The organism is Ensifer adhaerens, assembly GCF_020035535.1.
GTDB lineage: Bacteria > Pseudomonadota > Alphaproteobacteria > Rhizobiales > Rhizobiaceae > Ensifer.
In genome coordinates this window covers 685220-697298 of record NZ_CP083351.1, presented here as the reverse complement: position 1 = coordinate 697298, position 12079 = coordinate 685220, and the positions used below count along the sequence as shown (strand labels likewise).

The window sequence follows — 12079 nt, the reverse complement described above, 5'->3', positions numbered from 1 at the left end:
CCATCCGTACTCTGAATTAACCCCCGAAAGGTCCGGACATGCTCGCCCTCGGCGCAGCAGTCCCAAGTTGGCTCCAGGCCGCGGTGTGTGGGACCTCCGTCGGTGTTTAAGCACCCCCGTTGGTTACCATGACAATTCTTATCCGTTGAGAGTTGCATCGGTGAGGTAGCGGCACCAGGCCCGGCGTGCGGGGACTTCGAGAATGGGCCTGGAGCCGTCACCTCCCACGGCTGCTTAGGGCCGAAACGCCGTGGGCTACAGGGGGAGCTAACGCTGTCCGTTCACTTAACAAGCAAATTAGGACCTTTGCCGTTGCGGATAAGACTGAGGTCCTATGGTGGAACGTCATGGCGCCTCAAAGGTTTGGCGGCGTGAGCCGCGTATCGGATTGCTCGCAGGCAGCGGAGGGGACCGGCACGTCGCCAAGAAGCTGTTTGCGATGGCGGCGTCGGTGCTGGTGACCCAAGGTCGTACATTGCACGATTTCACTTTCTTCCCGGATCGCTTATAGCCGTTTGTGGCCTAGACCGATTGAAGGGTTTCGCGAGTTGGAAAAACGTATGACGCAGCAGTTCGACCTCTTCGTCCGGGATGGACAACCAAGCCGCAACGACGATTCAGCGACTGAGCGCAAGCCGGGGATAAGCGAAGATCAGATGGTTCGGCATTTGAGGGCTACTGGTCGCTATCGCGTCCTTGAAAAGCTTCAGCCCCGTCCAATCTCGACGGTCGCGCGAGCGGAATTTCCATTGCGAGGAGTAATCCTTGATACGGAAACCACAGGCCTCAATCACCGCAAGGACGAAATCATCGAAATCGGCACAATCGCGTTCACCTTCGACCTCCTCGGCAGTATTGGCGACGTCATTGCGGTCTATGGGGGTCTACAGCAGCCAAGCGCACCAATTCCCGCAGAGATCACGCGTGACCGGGATTACAGACGAAATGGTCTACGACCAGATCATCGACGCTCAGGCGTTGCGTAAAGTCATCGAGCCCGCCGACCTCCTCATCGCGCACAACGCCGGGTTCGATCGTCCATTTTGCGAGGCTTTCTCCCCCATGTTCGCTGATAAGGCCTGGGCATGCTCGGTGTCAGAAATCGATTGGATTTCACGAGGCTTCGAAGGAACAAAACTCGCCTATCTGATAGGGCAATCGGGGTACTTCCATGAAGGCCACCGTGCGCTCGACGACTGCTTCGCTCTGCTTGAGTTTCTGGCACGCGACAACGGGGAGGCAAACCGGACGGCATTTGCCGAGCTTTTTGAGGCGAGCCAAAGATCCCGCGTCCGCGTCTATGCGGAAAACAGCCCCTATGACATGAAGGATCACCTGAAGGCGCGCGGCTACCGCTGGTCGGATGGCAGCGACGGACGACCGAAATCCTGGTGGAACGAAGTTGCCGAAGATAGCCTTGGGGAGGAAATTCGCTTTTTACGGTCCGACATCTATCAATGGGATGCCGATCCGCCTACGAAACGTTTAACGGCTTTCGATCGCTTCAAAGCATAGGAACCCCTTGGGTAAGCCCGGTTGGGCGGTTCGCGGCAAACCGCCCAAATTCTATAGCGCGCGGCGCTTTGTCTAAAGCTTCACCGTCGTCTCTCGGCTCCAAAGACGCAACTTGCGACAGGCTTCAACAAATTTCCCGGCAGCTTTTTGATCGTCAAGTGCGATCAAACCCTCGTCCGGTTCGGGATCGATCCCGGCCTGGCTCAAAAGTAACTGCGCCTCGGGCGAAAACGCGATGAACTTGCAGTGGGCAAAGGCATCCGCAACGAAATCGCGGGCTGCGGCTTCTTTTTGAAGCCTGTCTGCCCCCTCTTGGGAAACAACAAGCGCGATTGCGTCAAACAGCACCGAGGGACCGCCATCAATCATGTGCTTGCCTTTCACCAAGGTGCCGTCGGCAGCAGCGACGCCCCCGACTTTCGGTGCAATCACTTCCATGACGGCACCTTCCTTTTCGATTTCTGCCTGGAGCGCATTCAATAGCCCCGCATCGGCTCCTGCGGTCACAAGGACGCCGACTTTCCTGCCGGCGAAACTGGCGGGGCCGTTTTTGATAATCGAGAGCGCCGGGGAGGCAGGAAGATCGTCCCGGGGGGGCATGGCGGCGTCGGCCGGTTCAGGCAACTTCTCGATGCCAATCTTGTCCGCCACGGTCTCAGCGAGAGTCTCATCGACATTGAGAAGATGGGCGACCATGCGTTCACGGATCGCCGGGTTTTCGCATTTGCTTAGCTCGAACGTCAAAGCCATCGCGATATGTCGCTGTTCCGTCGCCGTCTGGCTGATAAAGAACTGCCGTGCCTGACTATAATGATCGGCAAAGCTTGCAGAGCGTATCCGTAGCTTTTGGCCTTCGATCTCCTCAGCGAAGTTGGTAAAACCGTGCTGGGGGCTTTCTCTTGGTCCTTCACCCCATGAATTAGGCTGGTAATTGACGCGGCCGACCGGGTTGCGCATAGCCATATGCCCGTCCTGCTGAAAGTGGTGGAACGGACATTTGGGAGCGTTGATGGGCAAATGGGTGAAATTCGGGCTGCCGAGCCGTTTCAACTGTGTATCGAGGTACGAGAAATTCCGTCCCTGCAGCAGGGGATCATTTGAAAAATCGATGCCAGGTGGCACGTTCTGTGTCATGAACGCCACCTGTTCGGTCTCGGCAAAGAAATTTTCCGGCATTCGATCAAGTACAAGCCGACCGACAGGCATAGGTTTGATCACTTCTTCCGGGATAAGCTTGGTAGGATCGAGGACGTCAAAGTCGAAGCTGTCTGCAAAATTCTGGTCGAAAAGCTGTAGGTTCAACTCCCATTCCGGAAAGTCGCCAGACTGAATAGCGTTCCAGAGATCACGCCGATGGAAGTCTGGATCAGCCCCGTTGATTTTCACGGCCTCATTCCACACAACTGATTGCATGCCCAGTTTTGGCTTCCAAATGAACTTCACGAAAATGGATTCATTTTTTGCGTTCACCAGCCGAAACGTGTGAACCCCGAAACCTTGCATAAAGCGAAACGAGCGAGGAATGGCCCGGTCCGACATGATCCACATGATCATGTGGATGGATTCCGGCGTCAGCGATATGAAGTCCCAAAAGTTGTCGTGGGCCGACTGCGCCTGCGGGAACCCACGGTCCGGCTCGGGCTTCACCGAATGAATGATGTCGGGGAACTTAATTGCATCCTGGATGAAGAAGACCGGGATGTTGTTGCCGACGAGGTCCCAGTTTCCCTCCTTGGTATAAAATTTGACGGCAAAGCCGCGTACATCCCGCGCGAGATCGAAAGACCCCTTTGATCCGGCGACGGTGGAGAAGCGAACGAAGACGGGCGTTTTTTCTCCGGCTCGTTGAAAAATATCGGCGCGGGTATAGGCTGCCAGTGATTCATAGGTTTCAAAATACCCATGGGCGCCGTAGCCGCGTGCGTGCACAACACGCTCGGGAATACGTTCGTGGTCGAAGTGGAAGATTTTCTCGCGAAAGTGGAAATCTTCCAGCAATGCGGGACCTCGCTCTCCTGCTTTCAATGTGTTTTGGTCGTCTGCAACGGGGCCGCCCTGCGCGGTTGTGAGGACATTCTGATCCCCTTCGGCCATCTGATGAAGTTCCCCTCCGTTGCCTCGAACGAGTTTTTCGCCGCGGATGTTGGAACGCTTGTTCGATGTCTGCTTGGCAGATCTGGCCATACCGATGTTCCCTGAGAATGAGTGAAGCGAATGAGTGATGCGCCTTGCGCGCAGCCCAACCTCGAAGGGAGCGGTATGTTCCTTGCTGCCTTGTGGCAAAACCGAAAGGCCGCAGTCGTCCGAAAAGACCCCCCAGCTTGCTTGCGGTCGGAACTCAATTGCGTTCTGCCACGTTGGTGCAGAAGTGAAAGTACATAGACGACCACTTTAGTTAAGCAATCAGCTTTGTTGGAGGCCCGCGATGGAAGAAGGATCTCGCATCACCATATCGCCGCAACCGACAGAAGTTTGCCATCGCGTCGTTCAGTCGGATCTCAGGCTCTTAGTCCGCGAGGCGATCGAATACGACCTTTCAGCAAGATGTGCTGCTGGCGATTGTGATTGGGCTGGGGACTTTGCGGTTGTTTCCGACGCGCCTCGCATTCACTGCCAGCTTGATCAATCACCAGAGACTGCCTCATCGCGCCTGTATGGCAGCCTTTCAGCACACGATGGGCTCTGCCGATGACCGACAAACCAATCGCCCAATGCCCGAGCAAGCGCGTCCCCAATTGCGGCGGATCCCTCGAAACACAAGGTTGCGCATGGCCGTTTGCAATGTCGTCGCAAGTGTGGTTTTCGTCAGTACAACTGCCCCGTCGCACGCCGGCGGAGGGACAGAGGTGAAAAGCGCCGCTGATGCTGCCCTAGCGCTAACGCCAATTGCCGGCGATTTAGCGTTTTCGATAGCGCTTCTGTCCATTTCGGTGTTTGCCGGGCCTGCCAATGCAAACCAGGATAGTCAGTGGCGCAAATGTGAACTTGAGAATGCTGCGATCACGGCGGCAATGGTGGTCGGCTTGGCGATCGAATTCCGGAAGATAGATGCGACTGCAGCGGGGTCCTGGCGCGCTGTCATCAACGGCCACCGGCAATGGTAGCCATGATGAGCGTGGTGAGCAAACGAACGTTGATGACGGAGTTCACGGCGGCCCCCGTTGCGGTCATGGCTATAACTTGATGGGGTAGCAATGAAAACGGGAAAATGGGTGCATCTCTGTGTCGATATGCAGCGCATGTTCGAGGAGGAAACGCCTTGGCAAGCAAAATGGATGAGCAAGATCGCCGACCAGGTGACGGAGGTCGCCACACGATCTGCGCAGCACACCATATTTACGAGATTTGTGCCTCCGACCGCGTCTCAAGACATGGCTGGCATGTGGCGCACTTACTACGATAAGTGGCCCATGATGACGGCGACACGCCTGGAGCCCGGACTGATCGATCTTATCTCCCCCTTGCAGCGTCTGGTGCCGCCGGCGCGGATTCTTGACAAGCGCACCTATTCTCCATGGCTGAGTGGGACGTTGGAGCGGCTCCTAATCCACGATCACGTCGAGGAGATCGTCATTACGGGCGGGGAGACCGATGTTTGCGTTCTGGCGACGGTGCTGGGTGCCATTGATCTTGGCATGCACGTGGTCCTGCTGAAAGATGCCGTATACAGTTCCGCCGACACAACGCATGATGCCGCGCTCCTGCTCTTAGGCAATCGTTTTTCCGTACAAGTCGAAATCGCAACCACCGAAGAATGGTTGATGGCAATGCCTTCGGCATGACCTGTAGCGGTACTGTAAGCGAGCCTCGTCAATTCTGGCCAGCCCTTGTGATGGGAACCAACTTCGCTGGGCGGAGTTTGAAGACCTTTCAACAGGATCTGCACCATGGAGAAACTGGAACTGCAGCTAATTGCACATCGCAAAATCCTGACTGCACTGCTGGCGTCGAGTGCGTCACTTCCAGAACAATGGGAGAGGATCATGTTCCATCTTCGGGATGACCTGGTGGTTCAGGATCACGAGGAGGATCCGGGTGTCGTCCCGGACGCAGACTTTGCGTTTCAATACGCCCTCACCGAGGAGATGAGGACGATCCTAACGCGCGCAGAAGTGCGTGCCAGGATAGAGATCGGTGGCCAACCGCAGAGCCAACGGTCTCTCCACGCGATTGCCGGGGCGGAAGAGCACCCCGGTGATATCGGCGACAAGCGAAAACTGTGACAACCGGCGCATACGAGAAAGAAGGGATCAAAGAATGACGAATCTAGAGGTAGACCGACTCTGGGACGAGCCCGTGATCCTTGATCGGGATGGCCGGGTGCTCCAGGTGCAAAGCACCCGCGACGCCTATCTCTGCTTGAAAAACCACTGGCCGGTGGAAAGTGGATCGGCGAAAGCCGCGGCAGTTACCACCTGCGAGGCAGGCCTTTTAGGATCAACCACCCCGGACGCCGCCCGGCAGGCATTTCTCGAGGCGGCCGAGGAAGCAGGCTGGCGGGTAAAATCCTGGACTGACGCGAAACCGCCCTGATGGAATAGATGAACGGGGCCTGCAATGGCAGGCTTCCCCGCAGGGGGCCACCGACCAGCAGCAAAGATCCGCAGCAACCGATTGCGCCCATGAGGAGCCATTTTCATTGACACTTGTACGCAAATAACATCACGAACGGGAATGTGGAAATGAAGATAATCGATCTGCAGCAAGTTCGGTCGGCGCTCGAGGCGCCCGATCGCGATTGCGTCTCGCAAGATGCATTCGGTCGTCCCCTCTTCCATTATGGTTTGGAATATCGGTTTGACGGGCGCGTCTGGACGCTTTCGCTGGAGGCATATTCGTTTGAGGAGGCCGAAAGGCGCGTTGCGGAAATTCGAGCCGGCCTGCATCTTTATGGCCAGATTTACCGCTTGTCTCCAGCTTGAAAACGGCACGTGTTGGCGCTCCCCGGCCTAGTTGCGCCCCGGGTCTTAAGGACGGGCTGAGTGAAACTTGCCGAGCCCCTCTCATGTCGCCAAAAATATTGCGCTTGGAGGGGCCAACAGGCCGCATCAAAAAGCGATGCTGCCCGCCATGAAGGCAAGTACAAGAAAAATGATAAAGATCGCCACGGCGACAAAGAAGAGAATCTTGGCAATGCCGGCAGATGCGGCCGACAGACCCGTAAAGCCGAGCAAGCCCGCCACAACCGAGACCACGAAGAAAATTAGGGCCCATTTAAGCATAACGACTCCTTCTCAATCGACGCGATCGTGCGCTGAACGCACGCATAGCCAGGGCAGCCAATTTCGAACTCCTGGTTTGAGAGTTTGTTCCAAGTGCCATGACCTACCACTCGACAACGTCAAGCCAAGCGGCAGAAGCCTCCGTTCCGCCCTTAAGCGCTGACAATTTTCTAGAAGCCTTCGGCCAATCCTCGCCGCAACACCTCGGCATAACCTCGGCTTTCTTCAGCCCGTTTTTCGTTCGCAAGCGCGGCCGCCTTGCGCCCACTTCGGCGGGCGTCCTCAGCCATTTTTTCGCTCAGTGTGATGCGCTCTTCGATGACGCGAAGCGCCATCCGTACTGCACCGGTAACCGTTCCTTCTTCGTCTGATGCAAGTACGTCAGAAGTGAACGCATGGCCAACCTGGCAGCGGAATCTCAAAGGAGGGGATGACTTGATCTGGGAGAGTACCCCCCCGCACGAAGGACAGGACAACGGCACTGCGCCAGCGATTTCGGCGATCACTGCGGCACCCGATTGCCGTCCAAGTGCTATGTCAATTTCGAGCTTGATGTCGTCGGCGACGGGAGGAGAGGAGCCCGCGGGTTCGCCGACGAGCTTGACGAGGAGTTTTGGGAGATCAGCAAGAGAGGCGCGATAGTCAACGTCGGTTGCCGCCAGAGCCCCCACTGGCATGTCTGGCGCTTCGGCGTCTGCTGGGTTCTGGACGATGGCGATCCCGCCGCAACGCTTCAAGTCAGCAAGGCCAGCTGCGCCATCGTTCAACATGCCCGAAAGAACGAGTCCGATCGAGGCAGCGCCGTAGTCGGCTCCAACCGAGCGGAATAACGGATCAATTGCCGGACGTGAGAGGTTCTCCCGCGGCCCTTTTCCAAGCCAGATCAAGCCCTGGCTTACGATCAGGTGACGATCGGCTGGAGCGACATAGACATGTCCCGCTTCAATGGTCTCACTATCCACAGCTGTTGTGACCGGGATCGGCGCGTTTTCAGCAAAGATATCCGCCAGAAGGTTGCTCCCCCGCGCGCCGACATGAAGGGCGATAAAGACTGAAGGCGCAAACCCGACCGGCAACTGCGAAAGCAATTGCTTCACAGCTGCGACCGAGCCAACCGACCCGCCTATTGCGATGAAATTGCGGGTGCCCATGTGCTTTCTCCCTGGACCAGAACCAACCAGTTGTAAATTTGTTCTAAAGTGTTTTTGAGATAGGGAAGTTTTCCCAAATCCACTTGGTATCGGAAGCCTCGCTGCTATAAGGATTCTGCCTATAACGTGCAGTCGGGTGTAGAATGCTCGGCCGTTCCGTGGGTGAAAATTGCACTGAGTGACAGAGATAGGCGTGAACTCGTTTTCGCGGTGGTATCCGACGAAGGGGCTGACGGCAGGAGGTGGAGTATGGACGAAGAACTAGATCTACCAATCGTAGCGATCGGTGCCTCGGCAGGTGGGGTTCAGGCGCTCCAGACCTTCTTCGACCAGATGGCCGACGACACGAATGCGGCTTTCGTTGTCATTGTTCACCTCGATCCCGAGCATCGGAGCGAACTCGCCAGCATCATCGCAGCGCATACGTCCATGCCGGTGACGCAGGTCGACCGTGACGCACCGCTGAACGCAAATAATGTCTACGTCATTTCCCCGAACCGGCGACTGAAAATCGAAGACGGAACGATCGCAGCGCTTCCATTCGAAGAAAAGCACGCGCGAAGGGCACCAATCGATCTGTTCCTGCGCTCGCTTGCTGAAGACCACGGGCCGGCCTTTGCTGTAATCCTCACGGGAGCGGGGGGCGATGGTGCGATCGGCGTCACCGCCATCAAGGAAGCCGGTGGGATAGTCCTGGTTCAAGATCCGAACGAGGCTGAATATGCCTCGATGCCGCGCAGTGCGATCGCTACCGAGATGGCGGATTTCGTTTTGCCGCTACCCGAAATCACGGATCGCCTCGCCGAACTTCTTGCGGCACGCGATCACCTTCCGTCAACCTATGTTCGATCCGGAGATGAGGACTTGCTCGGCCGGATCCTCGCGCATGTCAGGGTCCGTACTGGTCACGACTTTTCTCAGTACAAGCGCGCAACCATCCTCAGGCGGATAGCGCGACGAGCCCAGGTCACACGCAAGGAGACGCTTGCCGAGTATTACACGTATCTGCGTGATACGCCGGAGGAGTCTCAGGCGCTCTTCACCGACTTCTTGATCTCGGTCACTATGTTCTTTCGCGATCAGGCCGCATTCAATTCGTTAATGCAAAACGCCATTCCCCAAATCTTCGACACAAAGGAAATGGAGGAGAGAATCCGGGTGTGGGTACCGGGCTGCGCCACGGGGGAGGAAACCTATACGATCGCCATCCTCCTGCTTGAGGAAGCGGCCCGCAGAGACCTCTCTCCGGAGATTCAGGTATTCGGTTCTGATCTCGACGATCGGGCGCTAGCAATCGCCCGGGAAGGACGGTACCCGATGACCATTGAGAGCGACCTCTCGGAGGAAAGGTTGCGCCGGTTCTTTCAGCGCGAAGGGGAACATTACCGTGTCCGCCGCGAACTGCGCGACGTCGTCATGTTCGCAAGTCATAGTCTTCTGCGCGATCCCCCCTTCTCACATTTGGATATGATTTCCTGTCGCAACTTGCTGATCTATCTCGATCGGCCGCTGCAACAGCAAGTCTGCAACACCTTCCACTACGCCCTCAATGCTGGCGGGTTCCTCTTCCTCGGGTCTTCCGAAAATGCAGACCATCCTGCCGGCCTGTTTCGGACCGTCGACCGGGAAGCGCGCATCTATCGATCTCTCGCAAGCAACAACGACCGTCGACCGGCGCTGCCGGTATTGCTTGGACCGCACCATTCTGCCGAACGCGCACCGATTTTCACCCGTCCGCCGTCGGCCGGCGGCAGCATCAGCGACGTCGCTCTTCACCGCCAGATGCTCGAGAAGATTGCTCCCCCAAGCATGCTGGTAGATGAAAGCCATCGCGCCATCCATCTGTCTGAGAACGCTGGCCGGTTCCTACGCCCATCGGGTGGCCCAGTCAGTACCGATGCGACCGATCTCGTGCGAGAAGAGTTTCGTTTTGACCTTCGGGCAGCGCTTCACAGGGCGTTCGAGCGAAACGAAGCGACCCTGAGCATGCCAATCCTCGCGCACCTGGAAGGGCAACAGCACCGGGTCTATATCCAGGTCAAGCCGGTCATTCAGAGCGGCGATCCGACACGGCACGTTCTGGTCCTCTTCATCGAGGGGGAGTCGCTCGAAAAGACAGAGGAGGTCTTATCCGAGAACCCCGATGACAGACCAGCGGTGAACCAGACGATCCGCCAATTGCAAGAGGAACTACAGCTCGCGCAGAACAGACTGAGAGTAACGCGAGAAGAATCAGAGGCCGCAAACGAGGAATTGCGCGCCGCCAATGAAGAGCTTCAGTCGATGAACGAGGAATATCGTTCCACGGCCGAAGAGCTCGAAACCAGCAAGGAAGAATTGCAGTCGATTAACGAGGAGCTACAGACCGTCAACAACGAGCTGAAACTCAAGCTCGAGAGTGTTTCGCGTGCCCACAGTGATCTGCAGAACCTCATGGCAGCGACGGATGTTGCGACGCTCTTTCTTAATCCATCGCTGCGGATCAAGCGCTTCACGCCGCGGTTGACCGAAATCTTCAACGTGACCCAGAACGATGAAGGGCGCCCTATCACCGACTTCACGCACCAGCTTGAGTATGAGAACCTGGCGGCCGACGCACGGTCTGTTCTTGAAAACCTTGCACCAGTGGAGCACGAAGTCAAAAGCCGTAACGACGGCTGGTATCTCGTTCGCATACGGCCCTACCGAACCATCGACGACAAGATAGACGGCGTTGTTGCAACCTTTGTCGACGTCACGGAGCGACGCCGAGCCGAAGAAGTCGCACGGGAAAGCAAGCAGCGCCTCGAACAGGCCTCGCGCCTTATTGACCTTTCGCGCTCGCCGATCTTTGTCTGGGACTTCGACAACGGGATCAAACAATGGAACCGCGGCAGCGAGGAGCTGTACGGCTATTCGCGCGACGAGGCCGTCGGCAAGCGAAAAGAAGAGCTGCTTAAGACCGACGTGCCCGGATCGTCTTTCGAGCAACTACGTCAGTCGCTTCTCGGCTCCGGTCAGTGGAGTGGTGAGCTGCGCCACACCACCAAGGCCGGGCAGGTCCTGACGATCGAAAGTCAAATCGAATTGCTCCCCCTCGGCGACCGGCGGCTTGTGCTCGAAAGCACCCGGGATGTAACGGACCGGAAGCGGTGGGAGAGACGCCGGCAGTTGCTCGTCAACGAGCTCAGCCACCGCGTCAAGAACACCCTTGCAGTTGTTCAGTCACTTGCCCGTCAGACTTTGCGTGCGACGAGCTCAAGCGATGAATTTGTCGAGCGTTTTGAAGGCCGGCTGTCTGCTCTGGCTAGCGCCCACCAGTTGCTGTTCAAATCGGAGTGGAGGGGGGCCGAATTGGGGACACTTGCCATGAGCCAGTTGAACGCTTACGGCGGAGACAAGAAAAAACTCCAGATGGAAGGCGAACCGCTTGAGCTGCCACCGTCGCTCGCCACGCCTTTTGGTCTCGTTCTGCACGAGCTTGCCACCAATGCTGCAAAGTATGGGGCCCTCCACACCGAGGACGGTCGCGTGAAGCTTAGCTGGAAACGTGGGAACAACCACCGCGAGTTGATAGTTGTCTGGGAGGAAAGCGGTGGACCGCCGGTCGAGCCGCCCGCCAAACAGGGTTTTGGCGGTGCAATGATCGAGAAAAGCTTGCCGGGTGCGACGGTAACACGTGACTTTAACCCGTCCGGCTTGGTCTGCACGATCAAAATTGAGCTTCCGGAGACCCATGATGGCAATGGGGACCGATAACGGCGGTCAGGTACTTCAAGGCGCGAAAATACTTGTTTTGGAAGACGAGTTCTTCATCGCCCTGGACGTCGAAGCAGCGATGCAGACGGCCGGGGCGGATGTTGTCGGGCCTTTTGCTGATTTACCACAGGCGCTTGCGGCGGCTAGCCGGGAGGACCTCTCACTTGCGGTATTGGATATTCGCCTCGTCAGCACCACGACAAAGCCTGTTTGTGATTTGCTGACCGAACGAAAAATCCCCTTTTTCTTCTATAGTGGGCAGCCACTGCCTGATGACATGGCAGTGAAGTACGGCAAAGTTCCTTTCGTCGACAAGCCTGCCAGAATGGACGAACTGGTTGAAGCGGCGACGCTTCTCTTGCGAGCCGGCCGCAACAAGAGCGAACTCCTGGCCTAGCGCGTAAACTCATAAAATTGCTTGGTGTTTATCGCCTGTCGTGATTCAAGGCTTCC

General features: G+C 56.9%; 10 protein-coding genes and 1 pseudogene. 8 read left to right on the top strand and 3 right to left on the bottom strand.

The features are described 5' to 3' along the window. Positions 1 to 560 precede the first annotated feature (560 nt). A pseudogene (locus LAC81_RS38020) lies at positions 561 to 1515 on the top strand (3'-5' exonuclease). A gap of 72 nt (positions 1516 to 1587) precedes the next feature. On the opposite strand, the gene LAC81_RS38015 reads toward LAC81_RS38020, so the two are convergent. Then, entirely contained in the window at positions 1588 to 3699 is a 2112-nt protein-coding gene (locus LAC81_RS38015; protein ID WP_223730712.1) for a catalase, read from the bottom strand. A 662-nt stretch (positions 3700 to 4361) separates the two neighbouring features. Between LAC81_RS38015 and LAC81_RS38010 the strand changes: the two genes are divergently transcribed. The 5 genes from LAC81_RS38010 (at position 4362) to LAC81_RS37990 (ending at position 6437) form a co-directional block, all read left to right on the top strand. After that, a complete protein-coding gene (locus LAC81_RS38010) occupies positions 4362 to 4619 on the top strand; it encodes a hypothetical protein (protein ID WP_223730711.1) in 258 nt (85 codons plus the stop codon). Positions 4620 to 4709: 90 nt separating this feature from the next. Then, the gene (locus LAC81_RS38005) at positions 4710 to 5297 is read left to right on the top strand and encodes a cysteine hydrolase family protein (protein WP_223730710.1); all 588 of its coding nucleotides are present in this window, start codon (positions 4710 to 4712) and stop codon (positions 5295 to 5297) included. A 105-nt stretch (positions 5298 to 5402) separates the two neighbouring features. After that, positions 5403 to 5738, top strand: coding sequence for a hypothetical protein (locus LAC81_RS38000; protein WP_223730709.1), 336 nt, complete (start codon positions 5403 to 5405; stop codon positions 5736 to 5738). A gap of 34 nt (positions 5739 to 5772) precedes the next feature. After that, the gene (locus LAC81_RS37995) at positions 5773 to 6048 is read left to right on the top strand and encodes a DUF982 domain-containing protein (protein ID WP_223730708.1); all 276 of its coding nucleotides are present in this window, start codon (positions 5773 to 5775) and stop codon (positions 6046 to 6048) included. Between the two features lie 149 nt (positions 6049 to 6197). Next, positions 6198 to 6437 carry a hypothetical protein gene (locus LAC81_RS37990; RefSeq protein WP_223730707.1) on the top strand — a complete coding sequence of 80 codons (240 nt, stop codon included), beginning with the start codon at positions 6198 to 6200 and terminating at the stop codon, positions 6435 to 6437. 126 nt (positions 6438 to 6563) lie between these two features. On the opposite strand, the gene LAC81_RS37985 is transcribed toward LAC81_RS37990, so the two are convergent. Together LAC81_RS37985 and LAC81_RS37980 are read right to left on the bottom strand one after the other, a co-directional pair. After that, positions 6564 to 6737 carry a DUF1328 domain-containing protein gene (locus tag LAC81_RS37985; RefSeq protein ID WP_223730706.1) on the bottom strand — a complete coding sequence of 58 codons (174 nt, stop codon included), beginning with the start codon at positions 6735 to 6737 and terminating at the stop codon, positions 6564 to 6566. 170 nt (positions 6738 to 6907) lie between these two features. Further along, on the bottom strand, positions 6908 to 7888 hold the full coding sequence (locus tag LAC81_RS37980) for a chemotaxis protein CheB (RefSeq protein WP_223730705.1): 981 nt from the start codon (positions 7886 to 7888) through the stop codon (positions 6908 to 6910). 249 nt (positions 7889 to 8137) lie between these two features. Here LAC81_RS37980 and LAC81_RS37975 point away from each other — a divergent pair, with 249 nt between their 5' ends. Both LAC81_RS37975 and LAC81_RS37970 read left to right on the top strand, forming a co-directional pair. Beyond that, complete coding sequence (locus LAC81_RS37975) at positions 8138 to 11626, top strand: chemotaxis protein CheB (protein ID WP_223730704.1); 3489 nt, start codon at positions 8138 to 8140, stop codon at positions 11624 to 11626. Then, entirely contained in the window at positions 11607 to 12023 is a 417-nt protein-coding gene (locus tag LAC81_RS37970; RefSeq protein WP_223730703.1) for a response regulator, read from the top strand. Before LAC81_RS37975 ends, LAC81_RS37970 begins: the two co-directional genes overlap by 20 nt. Positions 12024 to 12079 lie beyond the last annotated feature (56 nt).